The sequence below is a fragment of the Tamlana sedimenti genome, assembly GCF_038148895.1.
Taxonomy (GTDB): domain Bacteria; phylum Bacteroidota; class Bacteroidia; order Flavobacteriales; family Flavobacteriaceae; genus Tamlana.
The window spans coordinates 175,345-201,594 of the sequence record NZ_JBBVGQ010000004.1 but is presented as its reverse complement, the minus strand read 5'-3'; the positions used below and the strand labels follow the sequence as shown (position 1 = coordinate 201,594).

Annotated in this window: 22 protein-coding genes; 14 read left to right on the top strand and 8 right to left on the bottom strand. The window is 36.2% G+C overall.

The window, feature by feature from the left end; all coding sequences use genetic code 11:
* Positions 1–24: 24 nt before the first annotated feature.
* From WJN01_RS11195 to WJN01_RS11185, 3 genes are all read right to left on the bottom strand, one after another.
* The gene (locus tag WJN01_RS11195; RefSeq protein ID WP_445197251.1) at positions 25–1,833 is read right to left on the bottom strand and encodes a cytochrome-c peroxidase; all 1,809 of its coding nucleotides are present in this window, start codon (positions 1,831–1,833) and stop codon (positions 25–27) included.
* 6 nt (positions 1,834–1,839) lie between these two features.
* Entirely contained in the window at positions 1,840–3,300 is a 1,461-nt protein-coding gene (locus WJN01_RS11190) for a PhoX family protein (RefSeq protein ID WP_445197250.1), read from the bottom strand.
* 150 nt (positions 3,301–3,450) lie between these two features.
* Entirely contained in the window at positions 3,451–4,215 is a 765-nt protein-coding gene (locus tag WJN01_RS11185; RefSeq protein WP_445197249.1) for a TIGR02757 family protein, read from the bottom strand.
* Between the two features lie 195 nt (positions 4,216–4,410).
* Between WJN01_RS11185 and WJN01_RS11180 the strand changes: the two genes are divergently transcribed.
* The 3 genes from WJN01_RS11180 (at position 4,411) to WJN01_RS11170 (ending at position 8,920) form a co-directional block, all read left to right on the top strand.
* On the top strand, positions 4,411–6,801 hold the full coding sequence (locus WJN01_RS11180; RefSeq protein WP_445197248.1) for a TonB-dependent siderophore receptor: 2,391 nt from the start codon (positions 4,411–4,413) through the stop codon (positions 6,799–6,801).
* A gap of 56 nt (positions 6,802–6,857) precedes the next feature.
* Positions 6,858–7,982, top strand: coding sequence for a PepSY-associated TM helix domain-containing protein (locus tag WJN01_RS11175; RefSeq protein ID WP_445197247.1), 1,125 nt, complete (start codon positions 6,858–6,860; stop codon positions 7,980–7,982).
* 125 nt (positions 7,983–8,107) lie between these two features.
* Positions 8,108–8,920 carry a hypothetical protein gene (locus WJN01_RS11170; RefSeq protein WP_445197246.1) on the top strand — a complete coding sequence of 271 codons (813 nt, stop codon included), beginning with the start codon at positions 8,108–8,110 and terminating at the stop codon, positions 8,918–8,920.
* 78 nt (positions 8,921–8,998) lie between these two features.
* Here WJN01_RS11170 and WJN01_RS11165 read toward each other — a convergent pair whose 3' ends face one another.
* On the bottom strand, positions 8,999–9,664 hold the full coding sequence (locus WJN01_RS11165; protein WP_445197245.1) for an ABC transporter ATP-binding protein: 666 nt from the start codon (positions 9,662–9,664) through the stop codon (positions 8,999–9,001).
* A gap of 189 nt (positions 9,665–9,853) precedes the next feature.
* On the opposite strand from WJN01_RS11165, the gene folE reads away from it, so the two are divergent.
* Both folE and WJN01_RS11155 read left to right on the top strand, forming a co-directional pair.
* Positions 9,854–10,441 carry a GTP cyclohydrolase I FolE gene (folE, locus tag WJN01_RS11160; RefSeq protein WP_445197244.1) on the top strand — a complete coding sequence of 196 codons (588 nt, stop codon included), beginning with the start codon at positions 9,854–9,856 and terminating at the stop codon, positions 10,439–10,441.
* 55 nt (positions 10,442–10,496) lie between these two features.
* On the top strand, positions 10,497–10,766 hold the full coding sequence (locus tag WJN01_RS11155) for a hypothetical protein (protein WP_445197243.1): 270 nt from the start codon (positions 10,497–10,499) through the stop codon (positions 10,764–10,766).
* Positions 10,767–10,771: 5 nt separating this feature from the next.
* Here WJN01_RS11155 and WJN01_RS11150 read toward each other — a convergent pair whose 3' ends face one another.
* Both WJN01_RS11150 and WJN01_RS11145 read right to left on the bottom strand, forming a co-directional pair.
* Positions 10,772–11,389 carry a DUF4386 domain-containing protein gene (locus WJN01_RS11150; protein WP_445197242.1) on the bottom strand — a complete coding sequence of 206 codons (618 nt, stop codon included), beginning with the start codon at positions 11,387–11,389 and terminating at the stop codon, positions 10,772–10,774.
* Positions 11,390–11,434: 45 nt separating this feature from the next.
* The gene (locus WJN01_RS11145; protein WP_445197241.1) at positions 11,435–12,889 is read right to left on the bottom strand and encodes a hypothetical protein; all 1,455 of its coding nucleotides are present in this window, start codon (positions 12,887–12,889) and stop codon (positions 11,435–11,437) included.
* 199 nt (positions 12,890–13,088) lie between these two features.
* Between WJN01_RS11145 and pyrG the strand changes: the two genes are divergently transcribed.
* The 3 genes from pyrG to WJN01_RS11130 all read left to right on the top strand — a co-directional run bounded on the left by pyrG (position 13,089) and on the right by WJN01_RS11130 (position 17,629).
* Positions 13,089–14,729 carry a CTP synthase gene (gene pyrG / locus WJN01_RS11140; protein WP_445197240.1) on the top strand — a complete coding sequence of 547 codons (1,641 nt, stop codon included), beginning with the start codon at positions 13,089–13,091 and terminating at the stop codon, positions 14,727–14,729.
* 129 nt (positions 14,730–14,858) lie between these two features.
* Positions 14,859–16,751: a membrane protein insertase YidC gene (gene yidC, locus WJN01_RS11135; protein ID WP_445197239.1), complete on the top strand. Its 1,893-nt coding sequence runs from the start codon at positions 14,859–14,861 to the stop codon at positions 16,749–16,751.
* A 173-nt stretch (positions 16,752–16,924) separates the two neighbouring features.
* Entirely contained in the window at positions 16,925–17,629 is a 705-nt protein-coding gene (locus WJN01_RS11130) for a toxin-antitoxin system YwqK family antitoxin (RefSeq protein WP_445197238.1), read from the top strand.
* A gap of 79 nt (positions 17,630–17,708) precedes the next feature.
* Here the strand turns inward: WJN01_RS11130 and WJN01_RS11125 are convergent, their stop codons facing one another.
* Complete coding sequence (locus WJN01_RS11125; RefSeq protein ID WP_445197237.1) at positions 17,709–18,692, bottom strand: fasciclin domain-containing protein; 984 nt, start codon at positions 18,690–18,692, stop codon at positions 17,709–17,711.
* Between the two features lie 180 nt (positions 18,693–18,872).
* Here WJN01_RS11125 and mnmA point away from each other — a divergent pair, with 180 nt between their 5' ends.
* From mnmA to WJN01_RS11095, 6 genes are all read left to right on the top strand, one after another.
* Positions 18,873–20,060: a tRNA 2-thiouridine(34) synthase MnmA gene (gene mnmA / locus WJN01_RS11120; RefSeq protein ID WP_445197236.1), complete on the top strand. Its 1,188-nt coding sequence runs from the start codon at positions 18,873–18,875 to the stop codon at positions 20,058–20,060.
* Between the two features lie 17 nt (positions 20,061–20,077).
* Positions 20,078–21,706 carry a S8 family serine peptidase gene (locus WJN01_RS11115; RefSeq protein WP_445197235.1) on the top strand — a complete coding sequence of 543 codons (1,629 nt, stop codon included), beginning with the start codon at positions 20,078–20,080 and terminating at the stop codon, positions 21,704–21,706.
* A complete protein-coding gene (locus tag WJN01_RS11110; RefSeq protein ID WP_445197234.1) occupies positions 21,706–22,647 on the top strand; it encodes an NAD(P)H-dependent flavin oxidoreductase in 942 nt (313 codons plus the stop codon). Before WJN01_RS11115 ends, WJN01_RS11110 begins: the two co-directional genes overlap by 1 nt.
* A gap of 267 nt (positions 22,648–22,914) precedes the next feature.
* Positions 22,915–24,291, top strand: coding sequence for an MATE family efflux transporter (locus WJN01_RS11105; RefSeq protein ID WP_445197233.1), 1,377 nt, complete (start codon positions 22,915–22,917; stop codon positions 24,289–24,291).
* Between the two features lie 11 nt (positions 24,292–24,302).
* Positions 24,303–24,530 (top strand): DUF8828 family protein, encoded by a 228-nt coding sequence (locus tag WJN01_RS11100; RefSeq protein ID WP_445197232.1) that lies wholly within the window; start codon positions 24,303–24,305, stop codon positions 24,528–24,530.
* A gap of 200 nt (positions 24,531–24,730) precedes the next feature.
* The gene (locus tag WJN01_RS11095; protein ID WP_445197231.1) at positions 24,731–25,147 is read left to right on the top strand and encodes a phosphatase PAP2 family protein; all 417 of its coding nucleotides are present in this window, start codon (positions 24,731–24,733) and stop codon (positions 25,145–25,147) included.
* On the opposite strand, the gene meaB is transcribed toward WJN01_RS11095, so the two are convergent.
* Entirely contained in the window at positions 25,137–26,213 is a 1,077-nt protein-coding gene (meaB, locus tag WJN01_RS11090) for a methylmalonyl Co-A mutase-associated GTPase MeaB (RefSeq protein ID WP_445197230.1), read from the bottom strand. The two genes, WJN01_RS11095 and meaB, sit on opposite strands and share 11 nt — an antisense overlap.
* Positions 26,214–26,250: the final 37 nt, after the last annotated feature.

The window sequence follows — 26,250 nt, the reverse complement described above, 5'->3', positions numbered from 1 at the left end:
TGTTTTACAAAAGAATTGTTTTTTTTAATAAACTAAGTCAGGTTCAGGTTTATCAGTAAGTGTTTTTAAAAACGCTATAATATCTTGTTTTTCCCGTTCTGTAAGGTTTAGTGGGTCTGGTGGAAGTGTTTGGAATTCCATATCTATGCCCAATCCTGCTGCGCCACCAATGTTGTAAAAATGGATAACTTCCTCAAGGGTTTTGTAAACGCCATTGTGCATGTAGGGTGCAGTGAGTTCAATGTTTCTTAAAGTTGGTGTTTTAAAGAAATGTTTTCTTTCTTCGGTGTTAAACACGTTGAAGCGTCCTAAATCATCATCAATTTTAGCATTTATGGTATCGGTGCTTTCTGGAACACCAATAAGTTCAATTTCCGATTCTTTAAAAGTTGTTGGCACTGTACCGTTAAACACAGGAGCAAAATGGCAAGTGGCACATTTTGCTTTTCCATTAAAAAGGTTAAACCCGTTAATTTCCGATTCATTTAGCGAATTTTCAAGATTGTTGATGTTTCGGTCGAATTTAGAATCGAATGGTGCCAGACTTCTTATAAAACTGGCAATAGCATGTCGAATATGTTCTTGTTTTATTGAATCCTTAAAAACGGTTTTAAAAGTGGTAACATATTCTGGATTATCTTTTAAAGCTTTTTCAAAAGCGTCCAAATCAGTATGGAATTCATTTTCATTTTTTATTACCGAAACAATTTGTCCTTCAAGACTTCCTGCTCTATTATCGTAAAAAAAGCCCTTTTGCAATCCGGCATAAAGTAGGGTAGGGCTATTTCTAGTTACGCCTTTGGCAATGGTCATTCCATCAGTATATCCTTTTTCGGGCATATGGCACGTGGCACAGCTTATGGTTTTTGAAGTGGACAAATCTTTCTCGAAAAACAAACTTTTTCCCAATTTGATTTTGTCTTCCGTTAAGCTATCATTATAAACTGAAAAATGTTTGAGGTTGAATGTGTTTTTTGAAAACAATGAAGTTGCTTCATTATTTATCGCTTTGGAAAATGGGAATTTAACTTGCCAATCAACAACAGTTTTATTCCAAAGTTCAAGATTTTTATGGGTATTACTTTTAATGAACGAATATCTGTCAAAATCATTAAAATCGGCATTTAAGTCATCAATTGCTTTTTTAATGGCTGTTTGCCAGTCTTTAAAAAGAAGTTTGTCGTTGAATGTATTTTTATAAATGCTGAAATAATGCTCAATCGCCCCATAAGTAACCTGCGCTTCTTGTAACGATTGTTCTAAGGCTGGAGAGTCAAATCCAGTAATTCCAGTTAACACGGTTCTTATAATTTGATCTTTCACTATCCATAGAATATGGTAAGGTTTGATGTAGTTAAAGTTGAGGTTTTGTTCTATGAGTTGTAATCTCTCGGAAGTTTTCTTAGCGTGAACTTTTATACTTTCAAAATCTGGGTTTTCGGTAAAAATTTCTTCTTCCAAAACCTGAAAGCCTGTTGGGTTTTTTATTTTTATATCTGTGGCATCTTCTTCTTCAACCTTCAAAATATTAGGTTGGTTTAAAAACTTGTAGTTTTCAGAATCAACAAATGCCAATACAGGTTCAGCCCTTTTAAAATGAAATCGTGCACCTAAATATTGTCTTTCAAAATCTTCTTTACAGTTGGAGTTAGAAAGGCTATCCAAATAGATTTTAGACTGCAAAAGTTCATCAGAAAACACCTTTTGAAGTACTTGATTTTCTTCTTCAGCCTTAGTTTGATAAGAGGTTTGCTTTTCCTGTAAACAAGAACTTAATAATAGTGAAAAGAGGCCTATGAAAACATAAGCCCCTTTTTTTAATATGGTTGTCATAAATTGTTATCTTTTTAAACCTTGAACAACGTAAAGCATACTACCTTCGTTAGAATCTGTTGTAGGGTTAGCCAAAGGATCTGTGAACAATGGGTTTTCCCAACCGTGGTTTTGTGTAATTAATAGGAATGTGCGGTCTACATCAATAGTTTCAGAAATATCAATCATACCAGTAATTTCCCAAGTTCTATCTGTTGTACCATATCCCAATGAAGCAGCATAATCTTGGTTGCACTCTAAAACGGTTTTCAAGTTTTTAGATTTGATGTTGTACTCGTATAATTGTGCATAATGGCTTTTTCCTGGAGTATCTGGATATCCATTAGGGTCTTCTTGAATATACACATAGTTTTCGGTAACGACAACGTTGTCTGGGCTATGGAATGCTTTTGCTTTTCCATCTAGTTTGTCGCCATCCAACACACAAGAAATAGTTCCTTTAAGTGGATTGTTTTTTTCTAGAATGACATGGTAAATTCTCCCGTAAAAAGTACCCTTTCCTAATAAAGCATCTCTTTTTCTACCAGTTACTGCAAAGAAAAACTCTCTGTTGTTTTTTGCATCGCCTCTTCTCCAGTCAATATCTTCAACTCTTGAAAAGCCCATGATACCTTTAGCTCTAGATTCTGTTTCAAGTTCGTTTAAGGTTCTTTCACTGTATTCCTCAAAAGCAATATCATAAGTCATGCCTTCTTTCATATCCATTTCGTAGTTGATACCGTCTGTTAAAACTTTTAACCCATAAAGGTTACCACCGTTTAAGTCTCCATGGTTTCCAACATACATAGCCAATTGTCCAGAAGGCACTTCGTTATCGCTGGTATCGTCACCAATTAAAACAACTGTTTTTCCTGGAAACGCTTTTTTGTGCAATGCCACGGCGTTTTCAGTAGACCATTGACCTAAAGCAGGTAGTGTTTCTGCTATTGAAGCATCGGTAGCATCTTTGTAGGGGTCAACAGAAAATACTGCTTTTGAAGATCCACCCCATTCGCCACCAGAAAGATAAAGAGGGCCAAAGCCATGCTCTTCAGGTGTGATTAAAGAACCTGAACATTGAGCTGTTCTGGCAGTAGCTTCAGCGTTTAAGATATACTCACCACTTACTGGCTTAAAAGTTTCATCTAATGTAATTCTAGCTATAGAATAATCGGCTTCAATATTATTTATTAGAGTGTAGCTGCCATCGTTATTTTTGATTAAACCAGCACCGTCGGCCATACTACCATAAACAAAATCTGGAGATCCAGGTAATACATCTTCAGAGGATAAAAGTGTAGTGATTTTTAAATTTTTAAAACCTGGTTTTAAGTCCAGTAAGTTTGGGGTAACAGATTGGTTTTCAAGAATAACCTTGTTGTCGTCATGATGGTTTCCGTGGTCATTGCCGGGTTCAAAAAAGTCTTTTACATCGCAAGAACTCAATGCGGCCATTGCAAAAAAACTAAACAGAATTGATTTTTTCATTTTAAAGAATAATTTTTAGTGGATTAATAGTTGAAGCAAAATTATCCTTAAAAGCCAGCAATGAAGTTATGGAAACTTTGGGTTTTAATGAAGGTTGGGTTAACTTAAAGTTAAAAAGGTAAACCTAGTATTAACAACTTTAAATTAATGTTAGAAGTTTTCAAAAACGCCCAGTCCGAAAAGGGCAAAATCGTATTTAACAGGATCTTTTGGGTCTAGTTTCCTTAGGGTATTATCTAATTCCAACAAGGCTTTGGCATCATTTTGTTTTCGTTTTAGCAAACCAAGTTTACGGGCTACATTGCCTGAATGCACATCAAGTGGGCAAGAGAGTTGTGATGGTGATAGACTTTTCCAAATACCAAAATCAACTCCTGCGTTGTCCTGCCTAACCATCCAGCGCAAGAACATATTGATACGTTTTGCTGCGGAATTTTTCAAGGGGTCGCTCACATGTTTTTGTGAACGGGGTAAATGTTCCATTTCAAAAAAGATAGTCTTAAATTTTGATATTGAAGTTTGAAGTGAATTGCTTTCTGCATATTTTGTAAAAACGGCTTCCAAACCAACGTGTTGGGTGTAAATATGTTTTAGGGATGTAACAAACTGTATCGTATCATCACCATTGAAGGTACGATGCACAAAGGATTGGAGTTTTTCCAAATCCTGTTCTTCATGGTTCATCACAAAATCATGCGGCGCATTATCCAACAAATCCATCAACCTTTTAGCATTGGTAATAATGCTTTTTCGGTTTCCCCAAGCAATGGTTGCCGTTAAAAAGGCGGCAATCTCAATATCTTCTTTTTTGCTGAATTGATGGGGAACTTGAATAGGGTCGCTTTCAATAAACTTTGGGTTGTTGTACTGTTCGACTTTTAGGTTTAGAAAGTCTTTTAATTCGTTTTTTGTCAAGATTTCTGGTTTGAAAATGTAAAAATACAAGTTATTATTATTTCGTAATACCTTCATTGGTAATCTTAATCTATTTGCAATCAGTCACTTTTAAATTATTATTTGGATTTATTCTAAATAACTTGTTTTAATCAATCTTGGGATATACATTTGTTCCAAAATTAAATTATTTATAATTAGTCTAAATAAAAACAAATGAAAAAACAATCAATCTTTATTTTATTCTTCACTATTAGTTTTACTGCTTTTTCCCAAAGTGGTAAAGTTTCAGGTATTGTAACAGATGGAAATGGCAACTCATTATTTTCGGTTAATACGAGCGTTAAGAACACAAACAAAGGAGCACAAACACGTGAGTCTGGAGTTTTTGAAATTTCAAACATCAATGACGGCAATTATGTTCTTGCTATTTCCTGTCTCGGATTTAAAACCAAGGAAGTGCCCTTTGAAATTGCAAATGGAAAAAGTATCAATCTTGGAAAAATCATTATTTATGAGGGAAATGAGATTTTGGATGAGGTGGTGATTAATGGCGATAGAACCAATAAATTCTCAAGAAAAAAAACCGCGTATGTTTCAAAACTTCCTTTGAAGGATATAGAAAATACACAGGTTTATAGTACCATTACCAATGAGTTACTCCAATCTCAAGTAGTTACCAATTTTGATGATGCCCTTAAAAATGCTGTTGGCGTAGAAAATTTATGGACATCCACTGGTCGTGGGGGAGACGGAGCTGGATATTATGCGTTGAGAGGTTTTTCGGTTCAGCCAAAATTGGTAAACGGTTTGCCCGGTTTAACCAATGGAACCATTAATCCCGCAAACATTGAACGTATAGAAGTAGTAAAAGGACCATCTGCGACACTTTTTGGAAATGCAGTAACATCTTATGGAGGGCTAATAAATGTTGTAACAAAAAAGCCTTATGTGGGCAGTGGCGGCCAACTCTCCTTTACATCGGGAAGCTATGGTTTCAATCAAATTACTGGAGACTTTAATACAGCTTTAAATAAAGAAAAAGATATTTACTTTAGGCTCAACACCTCTTATTCAAAAGGAGAAAGTTTTCAAGATGCAGGTTTCAATAAATCATTTTTCATTGCACCATCGCTATCATATAAGGTAAACAATAGGCTGTCGCTTTCATTTTATGGTGAAATTACGCAAGCAGAGCAAACCAATCCAACATTTTTGTTTTTGAATCGGTCAGCACCTTCTGTTGCGAGCAATTTAGAGGATTTAGGCTACCATAATAAATTATCATTTACCAGCAATGATTTGTCACTTCAAAATCCTACGCAAAACTATAGAGTAGAAATGGACTATAAACTGTCTGATGCATGGCAGTCTCAAACATTATTGTCGAAAAGCTCAACCTCTACAAAAGGCTATTATACTTATTTATATGATTTTGGAGGAAATGCGGTAAATACATTTTCTAGATATTTAAATAAGCAAAATGCAAATACCCAAACTACGGATATACAGCAAAACTTCACTGGAAACTTTAATGTTTTTGGTTTAAGGAATAGAATTGTTATTGGCATTGATTATTTTAATGCTTCCCAAATAAATAATAGCACCGGTTACGTGTATTATGGTAGTGTAACAGCTGATGGTACAGAAGAGGAAGGTTATCCTTTGTCAACTTCCGGTGTTGATGCGGCTCTGTCATCTGCAGGCGTCACTAATGCAAAATCGGAATATACTATCTATAGTGCTTATGCTTCAGATGTTTTGAACATTACAAAAAGCTTATCAGCTATGGTTGGGTTACGTTTGGATAGGTTTGATAACGACGGGTCTATAACGACCACTTCGGACGATTACGCACAAACGGCCTTTTCACCTAAATTCGGACTATTATTTCAACCTATTTTAAATCAGCTGTCCGTTTTTGGTAATTATCAAAACGGATTCACAAATGTGGCTCCGCAATTGGTGGGCAATCCAGATGATGGTCCGCAAACTTTAAAAACCTTCAATCCGGAACAAGCCAATCAAATAGAATTCGGAATTAAAACAAACTTATTTCATAACAGGCTCAATGCAACTGTAAGCTATTATGATATAAAGGTGAAGGATAAACTAATGACCGACCCAAATTCACCATTCAATAAAATACAAGGAGGTGAAGTAACCAGTAAAGGTTTTGAAGTTGAGGTAAATGCAAATCCTATAAACGGACTAAATATTAGGGCAGGATTTAGTAATAATGAAAGTGAGGTTACGGAAACGGATAATGTTAATATTTTAAATACAAGACCGTTAGAGGCAGGGCCAGAAAATCTTTATAATTTTTGGGCAACGTATGCTTTTCAGAAAGGTGATTTGGAAGGTTTTGGATTGGGATTTGGCGCTAACGGAGCAAGCAAACGTTTTGCAATAAACTATGCTTCAACAGGTGAATTTATTTTACCGAGCTATACAATCGCCAATGCCTCGATATTTTACGAGTCTGATAAGTACAGAATAGCCCTTAAATTAAATAATGCCTTTAATAAAGAGTATTACAAAGGCTGGTCTACTATAAATCCACAGGCACCTCGAACCGTGTTGGCAAACTTCACCTATAAATTTTAGTAAATAACCTAAAGTGAAAAAGGGTAGTTAATGCAGCTATCCTTTTCATATTTATTATGAAATTTAGAAAAAACATACTCACACTTCATAAAATTTTAGGTTTAACTACAGGCCTAGTTGTATTTATTGTGGCCATTACAGGTTGCTGTTGGGTTTTTAAAGAGGAAATTGAAAGCTTTTACACCGATTACAAAATAGTTGAGGTACAAAATAAGCCTATAATTACCCCCACTCAAGTTAAGGAAATTGCCCATTCGGTATTTCCGGATAATAGTATTCACGGTAGTGTTTTCAGTAATGAAAATGAAGCCATTGAAGTCGTTTTTTATGATAGAGAACCCGAATTTTATCAAAGTGTTTTTATTAATCCCTATTCGGGAGAAGTGCTACACGTTGAAAATCGCCTCTCAGGATTTTTTGCTTTTATGCTAAAAGGGCATATGCGGCTTTGGTTGCCTCGGGAAATTGGCGAACAAATAGTTGGTGCTTCTATTTTGGTTTTTATATTAATCATTGTTTCTGGATTCATATTGTGGTTGCCAAAAAGGCGTAAGAACCTGAGACAACGGTTGAGATTTATATGGAAGCCAACTACTGGCTGGAAACGTAAAAATTTTGATTTGCACACTATTATTGGTTTTTATGTGTGTTCTCTGGCTTTGGTTTTGGCTTTTACAGGTAGTATAATATCGTATAATTGGCTTAAATATGTTGTGTATATTTCAGCCGGTGGCGATAAAGTACCGCAGTTTATTATTCCAAAAAATGAAAGTTTGAAGCCAGAACAAAAAGATGATATTTTACCATTGGATAATTTAATCGTAAAACTTAAACGAGATTTGCCAAATGCCAAAAGTTATGAGTTGCATTATCCGAAGACGGATACGTTAGGTATTTACGTTGAAGTTTCTAATAGTAAAGGCACATTTTACAATACCGATTTTCGGTTTTATGACCAAAATACCCTCAATGAACTAGAAACTCCAGGTATTTATGGAAAGTATAGTGATGCCAAAGTTCCAGAAAAAATATTGCGAATGAATTATGACATCCATATCGGTACCATTGGTGGGCTTCCCGGCAAGATTATTGCCTTTTTGGTTAGTTTATTGACTGCAACACTACCAGTTACCGGGATTTTTCTTTGGTACGGGCGCAAATACAAAAAGGTTAAAAGTTAAATTACAATATTTCATTAAAAACATCGATGAAATGCAAAATTTAACTGTGAAACGAAAAATTATATTTTCTCGTTTATAATAATGTTCAGAATTTTAGCGTTATTTGGATGAGAAAACAAACTATTATGAAGAAAATCTTAGTCCCAATTCTGGCAATCGTTTTAATGGGTTGCCAAGAAAAAGAAAATGTAAATAATGATACCGCGCAACAACAAACCATTGCTGCTTTGTTGGAATACACTGTGGTGAATAAAATTTTTCAGGATGTTGGCAATAATGGCGGTGATGCTGTTTTAAGTTCTGAAAGTTCGGCTTCAGGAAAATCATCTGTAAAATCTGAAGTTGATGGCCCTACCATAACTGTTGAGCCATTTGATTTAACAAGCTTCCCAAAAACCATTACTGTCGACTATGGTACTGGTGTATTGTGCCAGGATGGTATTACCAGAAAAGGTATTGTTACCATAGTTTCTACGGGTTGGTATCGCAGTGTAGGCAGCAAGCATACGGCTACGTTTGATAACTACTATCATGAAAATTTTAAAGTTGAAGGTACCCATGTTGTTGAGAATTTAGGCTTGAACCAAGACAATAATTTAGAGTACGGTGTAACCATTGCAGATGGAAAAGTAACTGCACCAACGGGAGTTGCCGTGTATTATTCTGAAAACACTACCCGTACTTGGATAGCAGGTTCAGATACGCCACTGAATATTTGGGATGACGAATATTTATTAAATGGAAATCAATCGGGAGTTAGCGCGGCAGGTGTTGAATACAGCTTAACTGTGGAAGAAGCACTTCATTTTATCTTATTGCCAAGAGGTATAGAGTCTGGCATTCTGGATGTAGATATTGCCGATTTAAATGACGTAAAAATAAACTTCACCAATAACACCATTACTATTTTCGGACAAATTTATCCGTTCAGTAGTTAGTGGTTTTATTTATACCAAAGAATAAAAAAAGAGACTGTTTTTAGCAGTCTCTTTTTTTTGTTTTTATCTATGGTTTTTCTAGTCGTTAACTATCTTTCCGTCAACCATCGTAAGTTTTCTGTCTGCCATATCGGCCAATTCTTCATTGTGGGTAACGATAACAAAGGTCTGTCCGAATTCATCACGCAGTTTAAAAAAGAGATTGTGTAGGTTTTCAGCACTTTCGCTGTCCAGGTTTCCGGAAGGTTCATCGGCAAAAATCAAATCCGGATTGTTGATTAATGCCCGTGCCACAGCAACACGTTGTTGCTCGCCACCAGAAAGTTCACCCGGTTTGTGGTCGTATCGGTGAGACAAACCTAAAAAGTCCAAAAGTTCTTTAGCGCGCTTTTCGGCTTCAGCCTTTTTGGTCCCTTTTATAAAAGCAGGCAAACACACGTTTTCAATGGCTGTAAATTCAGGTAATAACTGATGGAATTGAAAAATAAACCCAATATGTTCATTTCTAAATTTGGCTAAGGCTTTATCCTTTAGCCTAATGATATCAGTGTCATTAATAGTAAGCTCAAAGTTTTCTTTTGAGGAAGCCTTGTCCAAAGTACCCAATATTTGTAACAAAGTGGTTTTTCCTGCACCCGAAGCCCCGACAATAGAAACGATTTCGCCTTTTTCAACAGCTATATCAACGCCTTTTAAAACTTCTAAGTTACCGTAAAATTTATGGATGTTTTTCGCTTGGATCATCTGTAAAAAAATAACAGCGGTGAAATTACTATTTTCTGTTGGCTTGCACAATTAAGAATCCTTTTTATTGTTGTGTGCATTTTTAAGGCTATATTTATTCAAAATAAATTCCTCGAAATCTGTTTCGGGGTTTCCTTTGAAATTGTCATTCCCGTGACAACGGGAATCTAAAATAAAGTTAAAAACATCATGCCTTACAAGAGTTTTGAAGAGTATAACATGAAAGTTACCGACGACGTAAAAACGCGGTATAAAAACATTATAAAAGATTTAGGTGAAGATGCCAGTCGTGAAGGTTTGCTAAAAACACCAGAACGTGCCGCCAAGGCCATGCAGTTTTTAACCCAAGGCTATCATCAAGACCCCGTTGAAATTTTGGAAAGTGCCATGTTTAAGGAATCTTATAACGAAATGGTGATTGTCAAGGACATAGAGTTGTACTCGCTCTGCGAACACCATATTTTGCCTTTTTTTGGAAAGGTGCATATTGCGTATATACCAAACGGACACATTGTCGGGCTAAGCAAACTACCAAGGGTGGTCGATATTTTTGCGAGACGTTTACAGGTACAAGAGCGATTGACAGAGCAGATTTTAGATTGCATTAACGACACGTTGAAACCTCAAGGAACGGCCGTGGTTATTGAAGCGTCTCACATGTGTATGATGATGCGCGGTGTGCAAAAACAGAATTCCACGACTACTACTTCAGGTTTTAGGGGACAGTTTGAAAAAATTGAAACCCGAAATGAATTTTTAAAGCTCATCGGGAAATAGACAATGTTGAATTTTGGTACATTTCTTGCTTTTTACCAACCGTAAATTTTAATGAATGAATAAGTACAAAAAATTACTTCTCGGTATTCTTTTGGATGCCATGGGCTATGTTTCCTTTTTTATACCGGGTATTGGTGAATTCTCAGATATTGTTTGGGCGCCTGTTTCCGGTTGGCTCATGACCAAACTCTATAAAGGCAAATCAGGTAAAATTGCCGGGGTTATCACTTTTGTTGAAGAAGCATTGCCGGGTCTGGATGTTATACCAACGTTTACGCTTATGTGGTTGTACACCTATGTTTTTAAGAAAAGTGATGAAAATTAATTCTTTTAAGCCGCAACTTTTCCGCCTTTTACAAGCAACCAAATAGCAAAAGCCATTTCACCAATAATACTTGGAATGGCCACCATAGCCAAAAACACCGAAGCATAATCTTCGTAATTTGGCAGAACAAAATGCGCCAAAGTATCAACCATATACATGATACCAGCAATAACTAGGAAAACAGCAATGAGTTTTGGTTTACCAATAATTTTCCCTAATAAAATAAGGTGAATACCAAAAAACAAAAGCCCGATAAGCCAAATAGTATTGAATATATGGACTTGCTCAAGGATGCCCTCGGCAGTATTGTGGGTCAAAGCCATGGGAAGCGCAAAAATAGCAACGCCCATAATGGCAGCATGCATCAACCTAAAATAAGTGCTGAGGTTACTCAACACATGGGTTTTGTACAATTCATAAAGTGCCCAAGCCACAACAACATCAAAAATAACGGTGATGATAAACGCCACAATACCAAACTGCACCATCATGTGGTTGTTTTGTACGGTTTCCATGGGTGAGTTTAAAAGGTTCTCAAGGACAAGAAAATTGGCAAAAATGGCCGCAAAGAAAATAATCAGGTAGCTAAGGCCTACTATTATGGAGAGTTTTCTGGGATTCATTAGATGGTTGAAATATTGAGTATCAGTTAAAATTAAATAATTTTGTTAAATGTTCATCCTTGTATAGGATTGCTCTAAATATGACAAATCGAATTTTTGGAAATTAAAGATATCTTCTAGGTGCATTGAAAAATTGAATTTTTTTGTTTTAGGATTTAAATCGGCTTCTTTTATTTTATCAAGAAGATCTGTCAATTCAATTTTGTTGTCTTTTAAGATTTGAACTAGTTTATCCCAACTCTCTATATCAATAAAAAATAGGTTTTCATAGGGCACTATTTTTAGATCATCCAAACTGCAAATATTCATAGATTCATCTTTAAGAAATTGTTGCCAAATGTCACTAGAATTGCCTAAAAAAAGTTTTTTGTATGTTATTATCATTCCATAATATATTTCATTAGGATTTAGCTTTTTTGCAACATTAATCATTTGTTTTGCATATCCTTTGACTATGTTTTTTCTAAACTCATTTGCCAAAATTTTGTCATTTGGGTTAATACTTGTATATGGTTTTAACTCAATAGCTTTTACCTCAACTAAAATTCTATTATTAACAATAAAATCAACAAGGTTCTCCTTTTCTCCTAATATTGTTTTTAGCTGTTTTTCGGTTTTATATTTTAACTGAATTTCATCAAGCCCCTTTTTTATGTACTTTTCAAGTCTAATGCCTAACTCTGTTGTAAATCCTTCATCATTATTTTTCATAAACTCATAAATGAAATGGTTGAAATTATGTTTCAAGATGTCTTTATATGGGATAGTATATTTTCCATTATAAACAAAAAAAGGTTTTCTTGTAAATATAGATGCTTCAAAAGGTTGAAGATTATAGTTTCTTATAGCTCTTTTGTCAGATTCAATAAAATCTTTGATGCTTTCTTTTGAAATACTTAATAGATTAAAATAATTATAATATGTTTCCCTTCCATGTAATTGGATTAACAAATCTGAAATATCTTTTGTTATGTATCCTTTGTATATAAATTTTGGTTTGCCCTTTTCAGAACTTTCATTTATAAAACAAACTAAATAGACAATGAAAGATATTTTTAAAAATTTTTCTATACTAATTTTTGCTATTTTCTCGAAAGCATTTTTGATACAATGTTTATGTTTTAACTCATCAAATAAAATAAGTTGCCTGACAAATGTATCCCAATACACGTTGTTTTGGTATAGGAATTGTTGATGAGCTAAAATCGTCATTGCTTTATTTAAGGCAAAGTCACCATAGTTCGGGTTGAAAACTCCATGTGACATTTCCAATTCTTCAACTAGTTTTAAGAGTTTAATGATATCGTTTCTGTTTGCATTTTTTGATTGGTATTTTTTATCCGAAAATTCAAGATTCCATTTGAGGAGTAATAACAAGTGCCAAAAAGCAAATCTGATTTTTTTTGATTTTTCAATTTCCTTGAGTAAGATTAAAATTTCAATTGTTATTGACTCAAATGTAAATGACCTTAATTTATTTCTGATTGGTTTGTAGTCCATAAAAACCTCCGAGAGTTTCTGTTTTGCGTAGTTCAGCTAATCTAGTTGAAAATTTCTACAAATCCAATCATTTTTATGCTTTAAAACCACACCAAAACCCCAATTAAAACATTGTTAACAACTCCACCCGAATTACTGAAAAACAATTTCTTATTAACTGTTTTAATTTTGTAAATTTGCCTGCGTTTATAAGCGCAACATGACAACTACAGCAAAATATATTTTTGTAACCGGCGGCGTTACATCATCACTCGGTAAAGGTATTATAGCGGCTTCTCTAGCCAAATTGTTACAAGCACAAGGTTACCGGGTTACCATTCAAAAATTAGATCCTTACATAAACGTAGACCCAGGTACGCTTAACCCTTATGAGCATGGTGAATGTTATGTTACCGAAGACGGTGCTGAAACCGACTTGGATTTAGGGCATTACGAGCGTTTTTTAAACCGACCAACAAGCCAAGCAAACAATGTTACCACAGGGCGCATCTACCAAAGTGTGATTGAAAAGGAGCGTCGCGGTGAGTTTTTGGGCAAAACGGTTCAAGTCGTGCCACATATTACGGATGAGATTAAAGAACGTGTTCAAATGTTGGGAAAATCGGGCAATTACGATATTGTGATTACCGAAATTGGTGGAACCGTTGGTGATATTGAGTCCTTGCCTTATATAGAAGCCGTTCGTCAATTGCGTTGGGATTTGGGCGAAAACAACGGTATTGTTATTCATTTAACTTTGGTGCCATATCTTTCTGCCGCTGGCGAGTTAAAAACAAAACCAACCCAACACAGCGTAAAAACCCTCATGGAAAGCGGGATACAGGCCGATATTTTGGTGTGTAGAACTGAACATGATCTTCCAAGGGAATTGCGTAGAAAATTGGCATTGTTCTGTAACGTTAAGGAAGAGGCCGTTATTCAGTCCATTGATGCGTCTACCATTTATGATGTACCTAATTTAATGCTGAAAGAGGGGCTGGACAAAGTAGTGCTTCAAAAGTTGAATTTGGAAAGTTCAAAACCAGATATTGACCAATGGAATGAGTTTTTAGATCGCCATAAAAACCCAAAAAGTGAAATCACTATTGGTTTAATAGGGAAGTATGTGGAGTTGCAAGATTCTTATAAGTCCATTTTGGAAGCCTTTATTCATGCTGGTGCTGCAAACGAAGTTAGGGTGAATATAGAATCGCTTCATTCTGAATATATAAACCCTGAAAATGCTGAACTCATGTTGGGGCATTTAGATGGCGTTTTAGTCGCTCCAGGTTTTGGTGAACGAGGTATTGAAGGTAAAATTGATGCCGTTAGGTATGTACGCGAAAACAATATACCGTTTTTGGGTATTTGTTTGGGCATGCAAATGGCCGTTATTGAATTTGCTCGAAATGTTTTGGGAATTAAGGATGCCGATTCAACCGAAATGAAAATGGACACACCAAACCCGGTCATTGCCTTAATGGAAGACCAAAAAACGATTACAGATAAAGGTGGTACCATGCGTTTGGGCGCTTGGGCATGCGATTTAAAATTGGGCAGCAAGGTTCGCGATATTTACAAAGCTGAAAGCATAGCGGAACGTCACAGGCACCGTTACGAATTTAATGGTGTTTACAAAGAACGTTTTGAGGCTGCCGGAATGATTGCAACGGGTTTAAATCCAGACACGGGATTGGTGGAGATTATTGAATTGCCAGAGCACCCATGGTTTATTGGCGTGCAATATCACCCAGAATATAAAAGTACCGTGGCCAATCCGCACCCATTATTTGTGGCGTTTGTAAAAGCCGCACTTAGCAACAAGAAAAAAAAGAATGCCACAATGGCACAAAATAAATAAACGGATAGTTTTTTGATTATAAGAAATCCGCTTGTTTAAATAGATAGGCATGTCCTTTAGGACAGAAAGGTTAAAGTTATTTTAAAAAGACTTCGCTCAGTTTTAAGCAATGGGGTCTGAATCTAAAAAATGGAAGAAAAAAAACTAGACATTAATTCGATTATTGGTTTTATATTGATTTTCGGAATATTGGCGTATATGCTTTGGCAAAACCAACCAACGCCAGAAGAGTTGGAAGCCCAAGAAAAAGCAAAGCAAGAGCAAATTGAGGCAGAACAAAAAGCCAAAGAACAAGAGCAAACCATTGTAACCACTGCTGAAGACTATGTTGCGGGTTCAGGTTTGGATTCCCTACAACAAGTTCAATTAAGAAATAAATTAGGTGCATTTGCGTATTCGGCCATGCAATCTTCAGATGAAGAAACCGTGGTTGAAAGCGACTTATTGGCTTTAAAATTCAGCAATAGAGGTGGTTATCTTTCCGAGGTTAAGCTGAAGAAATTTGTAGATTATGATTCTTTGCCGATTTATTTGGTAAAAGATGACAATGCCGTATTCAATATCAATTTTGGAACTACGGACAGCAGAATTTTGAACACCAAAGATTTACCATTCATTCCTTCGGTAACCAAAAATGGTGATATCACGGTTATTTCTATGAAGCTTAAGGTTTCTGAAACCAAGTTTTTGGAGTATCGTTACGAGCTGAAGGATGACGATTACATGATGGGCTTTACAGTGCGTTCGCAAGGTTTGGCTGATGTCATCAACAGTTCGCAAGAAATTAACTTAGATTGGAAATTAAAAGGCTACCGTCACGCCAAAAGTATATCCTATGAAAACAGATATACCGATATTCATTACGATTACGAAGATGGAAAGGACGATTATACAGGTGCTCGAGATGCTGACGAAAGTATTGAAGATGTAGCTTGGATAGGCTATAAGCAGCATTTCTTTACTTCGGTTTTGTTAACAGATAACCGTTTTAAAAAGGCACATCTTACAGCCCAAAATTTGGTTGAAGATGAGGCTGTTGATACCGTTTACACCAAACTGTTTACGTCAAAAATTCCATTGGAATTGCAAGGCGGAGAACTAAACCAAAGCATGGATTGGTATTATGGCCCGAGTGACTTTAAGGTTTTAAACGCTTACGACAGAAATTTAGATGAAATAGTGCCGTTTGGTTGGGGTATTTTCGGTTGGATAAACCGTTATGTGTTTATGCCTCTATTTGCGTTTTTAGGAGGCTTTATGCCTTACGGTATTGCCATTGTGGTAATGACTATTTTGGTAAAAATCCTGTTGTCTTTTGTACAATACAAACAGTTTTTGTCCCAGGCCAAAATGAAAATTTTGAAACCGGAATTGGATGAAATCCGTGAAAAGTACAAAAACAACAAAATGAAAGCGCAACAAGAAACCATGGCTTTGCAAACCAAAGCAGGGGCAAGCCCAATGGCTGGCTGTTTGCCGGCTTTAATACAGTTGCCCGTGTTCTATGCGTTGTTCCAGTTTTTCCCCTCGGCATTCGATTTAAGACAAAAAAGTTTCCTTTGGGCGGACGATTTATCATCGTATGATGTTATTGCTAACCTACCATTCAATATCCCATTTTATGGTAACCACGTGAGTTTGTTCCCGTTATTGGCATCCATTGCTATTTTCTTTTACATGAGATTGACTACAGGGCAAAACATGCAAGCCACACCACAACAGGAAGGAATGCCAGACATGGCAAAAATGATGAAGTATATGATGTACTTCTCGCCAATCATGATGTTGTTTTTCTTTAATAACTACGCTTCTGGTTTGAGTTTGTATTACTTCATTTCCAACCTGATTAGTATTGGTATTATCTTGGTCATCAAAAATTATATTCTTGATGAAGATAAGATTCATGCCCAAATTCAAGAGAAAAAGAAACAGCCTAAAAAACAAAACCGTTTCCAGAAAAAAATGGCTGAAATGATGGAGCAGGCTGAGCAACAAAGGCAAAACCAACAAAAGAAAAGATAATTTGTTATTATGATATTGTCACGCTGAGCGCAGTAGAAGCGTTATTTCAATTCACATCATAAAAATTTTAAAAAACTGTCAGAATCTATTTTGGCAGTTTTTTTGTTACACGAAAACACTAAAACAGTCGTTAGTATTTTATAATTTCGGCAAATGCAAAAATTTGATTAAGAATGAAATTTACATATAGCCTTTTAGTCTTTCTCATGTCAGTAAATTTTTTGTTGGCACAAACCTTCAATCAACTTGACTCGGAAGGAAAACGACACGGCAAATGGAAAAAGAACTACGATAACACCGATATTTTAAGGTATGAAGGCGAGTTTTCCCATGGTAAGGAAATAGGCCTTTTTAAGTTTTACAAAAAATATAGAAATAAGGCCGTATTGTCTGCCACCAAACTGTTTAATACCTATAATAATTTGGTGGAAGTTAAATTCTTTACGTCAACAGGTAAGCTGGTTAGTGAGGGACAAATGGATGGTAGAACTTATGTTGGCGAGTGGAAATATTATCAAAAATACACAGACGGGCTGCTCATTTTGGAGCATTACAATAACAAAGGCGAGTTGGATGGGGAACGTTTAGTTTATTATCCAAACGGACAGGTTGCTGAAAAACAGACTTATGTTGCTGGAAAATTGTATGGAGAATCTTTATGGTATTCCGAAAACAAGGTGCTTTTAAAATCCTATGTGTATGAAGATGATGAGCTTCATGGTAAAGCCAAGTTTTTTAATGCGCAAGGAGAATTAATTTCTGAAGGAACGTACAAAAGAGGAAAGAAGGATGGTGTTTGGAAGTACTATGAACATGGAAAATTGGTAAATGAAGAAAATTTCAGCTATGTGCCAAAGCCAATAAAAAAAACGCCTTAATTTCTCAAGGCGCTCTCTTTCATAGGCAATTTTATGGGAATAATTAAGTATTGCCTATAATCAACAAACCAAACTAATTTTATTGTTCTAAATCAGGAAGTATAACGCGGTCTATAACGTGAACCACCCCGTTAATACCCTGAATATCTACTAATGTTGTTACAATGTTGCTCATTCTGCCATTGGCATCTGTGAGGGTAAAGGCAGTTGCATCCGCAGTAATCGGACCTCCTAATGTACCGACTTCACCACTGGTTAATTGATTGGATTGCACATTGGCATTTACAATATGATGTAAAAGCACGGCATCAACAGTTGAGGTTTCTACTTCAGATAAAGCAGAAACTTTCAACTCTGCCAATAATGCTACAAAAGCATCATTGGTTGGTGCAAATACAGTGAATGGTCCGGCCATAGCATCTGATACCGTAGAAATATATGAAACAGTTGGTGTTCCGGAATCGGCATAAGCCAACACGTCTACCAAAACCGATAAATTTGGATTTGTAGTCGCAAACGTTCCGATGGTAGGAAGATCAATTACTTTATCGATTACATGAACAACACCATTTGTTGTTAAAACATCAGGCATTGCAACTTTAGCTGTCCCATTAAACATCACTCCGGAGGTGCCATCATAGAAAAGACTCAAATTTGTTCCGTTCGGTCCACTAGCCATGGTATTGGCATAGCCTGTGTTTCCTATGAGGGCTGATGATGAAATGTTGGCGCCAGCAATTACATGGTTCAATAAGATTTGAGTTAACACATCGTTGGGAACTTCAGCAAGCGAGCTAAATCCCTTTTCGGCTAAAAAGTCTGTAAATGCTTCATTGGTGGGCGCTAAAACAGTTTTATCTCCAGAAGCAGTTAAGGCATTTACTAACCCAGCTTGAACTACGGCGTCAACCAAAATACTTAAATCATTAACTGATTGGGCGGTTTCAACAATGTTTAAGGTTGGCCCAGTTACGGTGTTGTCGTCATCATTACTACATGAAACAACTAGGCTTGTCGTTATTAAAACGATTACTAATTTTTGAATGGCTCTTAATCTTTTCATAATACAAGTTTTAATTTTTTGTTTAACAAAAATATAAAAAAAGTAAACAAAGTTCCAAATTTTTGTTTCATTTATTTTAAAAAATATTAAACAAAATGATTGTAGTGATTTATTTCCGATGTGATTAAACTATAAAAGAATAGGCTAATAATGTGTATCTTTGCACATCAATTTTTAATAATGAAACGGGTAATTATCGGACTTTCAGGCGGGGTAGATTCCAGTGTAGCAGCATACTTGCTAAAAGAGCAGGGCTATGAGGTTATTGGTTTGTTTATGAAAAACTGGCATGATGATTCCGTTACCATTTCCAATGAATGCCCATGGTTGGACGATAGCAATGATGCTATGTTGGTTGCTGAAAAATTAGGCATCCCTTTTCAAACTGTCGATTTAAGCGAGCAGTATAAAGAACGCATAGTCGATTACATGTTCCATGAATATGAAAAAGGTAGAACACCAAACCCCGATGTGCTTTGCAATAGGGAAATTAAGTTTGATGTTTTCATGAAAATTGCTCTGGAGTTGGGTGCAGACTATGTGGCCACCGGGCATTATTGCAGAAAAGGGATTATTCAAAAAGATGGTAAAGACATTTACCAATTGTTGGCAGGTGTTGATGGCAATAAAGATCAATCCTATTTTCTATGTCAATTATCGCAAGAACAATTGGCCAAATCTTTATTTCCAATCGGTGAATTGACTAAACCTGAGGTGCGAGAAATCGCCTCAAAATTGGATTTGGTTACTGCTGAAAAAAAGGACTCACAAGGTCTATGTTTTATTGGTAAAGTGAAATTGCCGGATTTTCTTCAGCAACAATTAAAGCCAAAAGAAGGTGTTATTGTTGAAATTCCAAAAGAACAAGACATTTTTAAAACTGTTGAAACCCATTTTGATTCCGAAGAGGAGAAATTAAAATATCTATCAAGAAAGATAAACTACAAACTGGATTATGGTAAAATAGTAGGTAAGCATCAAGGCGCGCACTACTTTACCAAAGGGCAGCGTAAAGGACTTGCCGTTGGCGGTACGGTTGAGCCTTTATTTGTTATTGATACCGATGTTGAGGAAAACATAATCTACACGGGTCAGGGGAAGGAGCATCCCGGTCTGTTAAAAAAAGCCTTGTTTGTAAACAACGAAGAAATACATTGGATTCGTGAAGATTTAGAGCTGGCCGTTGATGAAACCATGCATGTAAAAGCCCGAATTCGTTACAGGCAACCTCTTGAAAAGGCAACCCTTCATAAAGTAGATTCTGGCTTATATGTTGAATTTGAAAATTTTCAATCCGCAATAACCGAAGGCCAGTTTGTGGCTTGGTATATTGAAGATGAGTTGGTAGGATCAGGAGTTATTTCGTAAATTGTCATAAAAAAATTATGACTAAAGGAATAGTATTTTGCAGTTTCCTTTTATTTCAACTTTTAACCTTTGCCCAAGAAGATGCATGGGTTTATTTGGTTGATAAAGAAAACGTGTCAAATTCTATAGCCAATCCAATTACCATCCTTACCCAAAAAGCAATCGATAGAAAATCCAGATATGGTGTGGCTGTTGATGAACGCGATGTTCCGGTTAACGAAAATTATATTTCCCAATTAAAAATTACCACAGGTATAACAGTGATGGCTAAATCTAAATGGCTGAATGCGGTTCATGTTCGTGGTAGTCAAGCTGACATTTCTGGACTTTTGGAGCTAAGCTTTGTCAGTTCTATAGATTTTGCTAATAAAAGTTTGAACAGAAGTTCCAATAATATTGAACCTTCAAAACAAAAATTAAAATCTAAATTAGAAAGTACATTAACATTTTTTGAATATGGTAGTGCTTTAAATCAAGTACAAATGCTGAAGGTAGATGATTTACATGTTTTGGACTATACCGGGGCTGGTATGACCGTTGCGGTTCTTGATGCCGGTTTTCCAAATGTCAATAGCATGAATGGTTTTCAAAGGTTAAGAGATGCCAATAATATTTTAGGTGCGTATGATTTTGTAAACAGGGATACTGATGTTTATACTAACACAACCAGCGGACACGGTACATATGTTTTAAGTTGTATGGCTGGCTATTTGGAAGGCGGGTCACAATATGTAGGCACTGCACCAGATGCATCGTGCTATCTGTTCATTACGGAAGATGCTACCAGTGAAAACCCCGTTGAAGAAAGTTATTGGGTTGAAGCTGCCGAAAGGGCGGATAGTTTGGGGGTAGATATAATCAATACTTCTTTGGGATATACTTCTTATGACAATCCAAACTATTCACATACTGCTGCAAATTTAAATGGACATACGGCATTTATCTCAAAAGGAGCCAATATTGCTTTTGAAAAAGGCATGTTATTGGTGGTTTCTGCAGGCAATTCCGGTAATGGTGGAGTTGGGGCGCCTGCTGATTCGCCTAATGTACTTTCTGTCGGGGCTGTGGATAGTAATGGTAATTACGCCTCCTTTAGCTCAGTGGGCAGTAATAATCAACCCACTCAAAAACCCGATGTGGTTGCCCAAGGGCAAGCGAGCTTCATAATTGCCGAAAATGATGGCATTTATTCTGGTAATGGAACATCATTTAGTGCTCCGATTTTGGCTGGTGGTGTGGCATGTTTGTGGCAAGCCATGCCTGATAGAACCAACGCCGAAATCATGCAGTTGATTAGGGAGTCATCTTCTCAATATTCTTCCCCAGATTATTTTCTGGGTTATGGAATACCCAATTTCAGGGCTGTGGTGGATGGAGAATTACCAAATGGCACAAATCTTCCGGGTAATCTTATTGTTGAATATTATCCAAACCCGGTGAAGGATAAACTTTATCTAAAATTAACATCAAATCAAAACACGGTAACCTTTCAGTTATTTAATGCTTTGGGAAAATTTTTAAAGGAAATCTATGTTGCAACTAATGAACTCCAAACTATTGATTTGGATTTTTTACCCCAAGGGATGTACATGGCACGAATAACTTCATCTAGAAATACCAAGGCTATTAAATTGATAAAGTACTAATGGCAAATAAAATCACTAAATTATTCAATATTAATTATCCCATCATTCAAGCTGGCATGGTTTGGAACAGTGGTTGGCGATTGGCTTCAGCTTCTAGTAATTCTGGAATTTTAGGGTTAATAGGAGCGGGTTCTATGTATCCAGAAGTGCTCAGGGAGCATATTCAAAAATGTAAAAAAGCGACCAACAAACCTTTTGGTGTAAACGTTCCGATGTTGTATCCAGATATTGAAAAACTTATGGATATTATTGTTGAGGAAGGCGTAAAAATTGTATTCACATCGGCAGGAAATCCAAAAACGTGGACAGGCTGGTTGCAAGAACGTGGTATTACGGTTGTTCATGTGGTAAGTAGTGTGAAGTTCGCGCTAAAGGCCCAAGATGCTGGGGTTGATGCTATAGTAGCCGAAGGATTTGAAGCCGGTGGACATAACGGAAGAGATGAAACTACAACCTTGGCTCTAATCCCAATGGTGAAAGAGAAAATAAATATTCCTTTGATAGCGGCTGGTGGAATTGCAACAGGCAGGGCCATGTTGGCAACGATGATTCTAGGTGCAGATGGTGTGCAAATAGGAAGTCGGTTTGCAGCCAGCCAAGAGAGTTCGGCGCACATTAATTTTAAGCAAGCCATTGTTAATGCCAAAGAGGGAGATTCCCAACTCACCTTAAAAGAATTGGCTCCAGTTAGATTGATAAAAAACAAATTTTATAATGATGTCCAAGCACTTTACAAAACATCACCAACTGTTGAGGAGTTAAGGGAATTATTGGGAAGGGCAAGGGCCAAAAAAGGCATGTTTGAAGGTGATTTGGAAGAAGGCGAATTGGAAATTGGGCAAATTTCTGGATTGATAAATGACATTAAACCAGTTGCCCAAATTGTTGCTGAAATCATTGAGGAATTTGAAGAGGCACAAAAAAACATTCCAGAAATTTAGCATACGCTAAAAACAAAAGAGGAGGAAATTTCTTTCCTCCCCATAATTTGAAACTTTAAGTTTTTAATATTTTAAATCCCTATCAATATAAAACTTAACTGTCTCGTAGCCTGCTATTTAGTTTTAAAGAGAATTAAGTAAAGATACAAAAAAAGAGTAAATATCTGACAATATTCTCTGTTTTTATTAACATTTGTTAATGCGTTATCAACATAAAAGAGGTTGATAATATTCGCAAAAACAAAGGGTATAGTTTACATTTGCCTCATGAAATTGGCTAATTACACCAAAGAATTTAAGTACAACTGGAACCTTGCTTCACCTGTTATGTTGGGGATGCTTGGCCATACTTTTGTCAGTTTTGTCGATAACGTTATGGTTGGTCAGTTGGGAAGTGCTGAGCTTGCAGCAGTTTCTTTGGGTAATAGTTTTATGTTCATTGCCATGTCTTTGGGCATTGGGTTTTCAACGGCTATAACACCCTTAATCGCTGAGGCAGATGCTGAACAAAATTTCAAAAAAGGAAAATCATCATTCAAGCATGGGCTGTTTTTATGTACAGTTTTGGGTGTTTTACTGTTTTTGTTGGTGTTTTTTGCCAAACCCTTGATGCATTTGATGAAACAGCCCGAAGAGGTTGTAGAGCTGGCCATACCATATTTGGATTGGGTAGCGGTATCCTTAATTCCGTTAATTATTTTTCAAGGATTTAAACAGTTTAGTGATGGTCTGTCCATGACAAAACCTCCCATGTATGCCACAATTCTGGCAAATATTGTTAATGTGGTTTTAAACTATGTACTGATTTTTGGGAAGTTTGGCATGCCAGAATTAGGTATTGTAGGAGCCGCTTATGGCACACTGGTTTCACGGATAGTTATGGTTGGGCACCTTTGGTTTTTATTGAAGCAAAAGGAAAAATCAAAAGCTTATGTCACCCATATCAAGTTTTTTGTTTTAGAGAAATTAATGTTAAAAAAGATTATAAACCTCGGCACACCCAGTGCGATGCAAATGTTCTTTGAAGTGGCTATTTTTACCGCTGCCATATGGCTTAGTGGTTTGCTTGGCAAAAATCCTCAAGCGGCCAACCAAATAGCACTAAATTTAAGCTCCATGACCTTTATGGTTGCCATGGGTTTAAGTGTGGCTGCAATGATAAGGGTAGGGAACCAAAAGGGATTGAAAAATTACTTTGAACTTCGCCGAATTGCCCATTCTATTTTTCTACTCGGAATTATTTTTGCCATAACGTTCGCTATTTTATTTTTAATTTTCCACAAACAATTGCCTAAATTATATCTGGACAACAATGATATTGAAAATGCATTGGACAACACAGAGGTGATGCAAATTGCGGCAAAATTATTATTGGTTTCAGCGGTATTTCAAATAAGTGATAGCATGCAAGTTCTCGCTTTAGGTGCATTAAGGGGTATTCAAGATGTAAAGGTTCCCATGTTTTTGGTTTTTATTTCGTATTGGGTTGTTGGGTTCCCCATATCTTGGTTTTTAGGAAAAGAAGAAACTTATGGCAGTTTCGGTATTTGGTTGGGATTACTGGCAGGACTTACCTCGGCAGCAATTTTATTGTATATTCGATTTAATTATCTAACTAAAAAGCTAATTTTGTCCAATAATTAATTCCAAAAAGCATGTCTCTTCCAAAGTTTATATTAGGCGATAATTCAGATTATCCAGATGCTATTTTTATTATTCATACTGAATTTCCAAGGTTCATTATTAATCTTGAAAATGACGAGGTGGAATGGTTTGAAGATTTTGATGTCGAGGACCAAAAAGAATTGCAAACTGAAACAGAAAACGCCATTAAACAGGCTACCGAGTTTTATGATAACGAGATAGCGAAATACGAAGATTAGATTTTTTGGAACAAATTTAGGATATCATACTACTAAAAATGATTGAAAAACTTATAGAATACGATACCGAACTGTTCCTCTTCCTAAATAATTTAGGGTCACCAAAATGGGACAGTCTTTGGCTAATTATAACTAATAAATTATTTTTTGGTAGTTTTTTTGCTATAGTGTTGTTTTATCTTTTTTATAAAAAATTTGGATTGAAAGCAGTATTAATCCTAATTCTTCTTGTTGCATTAATGATAACGTTTACTGATCAAATTACAAACCTGTTCAAACGTGGTTTTGCCAGACCGAGACCTTGCGGAAACACCGATATTGCTGACCAATTACGTTTTATTGCCGTGCGGTGTGGAAAATATGGGTTCTTTTCAGGGCATGCCTCAAATTCTATGGCAGTTGCTGTTTTTGGCGGACTGTTATTAAGGCCCTATTACAAAAAACTGATTTATGTTTTAATTTCAGTTAGTTTGGTCGTGGCTTATAGCCGAATTTATATTGGCGTTCACTATCCTTTGGATATTCTTTGCGGATTGGCGTTTGGTGCTTTTTCAGGGGTACTGTTCAGTAAATTGGCACAATATCTTTTGAAACGGTACAATAATTCTATTGCTTAAGATTTAATAGATAGTCTGCTGCCGAAAAAGGTGTCGTTTTTTTGTTTTCAATAAGGTTCAATTGCTTTGCTAATTCCTTTTTAATTTTTGGTGAGTTGAAGAAATCAAATTTTAGTTGCGCTTCAATGGTTTGTATGAGCCAAAATTCATTTTGTTTGTTTCGCTTAACTTCGAAATAACCATTTTTGGTTGTTGTTTTTAAATAATCCAAAATCAGCTCCCAAATTCCATCTATTCCTTCATTATTAAGGGCACTACAAAGCGTCACTTTTGGTTGCCAATGCGATGCTTTTTCTGGGTAGAGGTGTAGTGCTCTGCTAAATTCTTCTTTTGCCAGTTTGGAAGATTTTAGATTTTCTCCATCTGCTTTGTTAATGGCTATGGCATCGGCCATTTCAATGATACCACGTTTAATGCCTTGTAGTTCATCACCGGCACCCGCTAGTTTCAGTAGTAAAAAGAAATCTACCATACTATGAACCGTGGTTTCACTTTGGCCCACACCAACGGTTTCAATAATAATGACATCAAAACCTGCGGCCTCACATAAAATTATGGTTTCTCTGGTCTTTCTGGCCACGCCACCTAAAGAATCCCCAGAGGCAGATGGGCGAATAAAAACGCTATTGTCTTTAGCCAAGGATTCCATTCTGGTCTTATCGCCCAAAATACTACCTTTTGATATTGAGCTTGTTGGGTCTATGGCCAAAATGGCAACCCGTTTACCTTGTTGGGTTAAATGCTTGCCAAAAGCCTCGATAAAAGTACTTTTGCCAACGCCCGGAACTCCCGTAATACCAATACGAATAGAATTATTTGCATAAGGTAAACAGCCCATTATAACACTGTTGGCATCTTTTAAATGTTTCGGGTTTTTGCTCTCGATAAGGGTGATGGCTTTCCCCAAAGCTGTAATGTCGCCTTTTAAAATAGAAGCAATTAATTGGGAAGGGTCAACTTTTATATTGCGCCTTTTTTTAATGGATTTGATGGAAGATTCATTGGTGGTTTCGGAAAAGGAAACTCCTTTTTTTTCTTTTAACGCCGATTTTTTTGCTTTTGCCACAAATGAAACAATTGTTAAACTAAAATAACAATTTTCT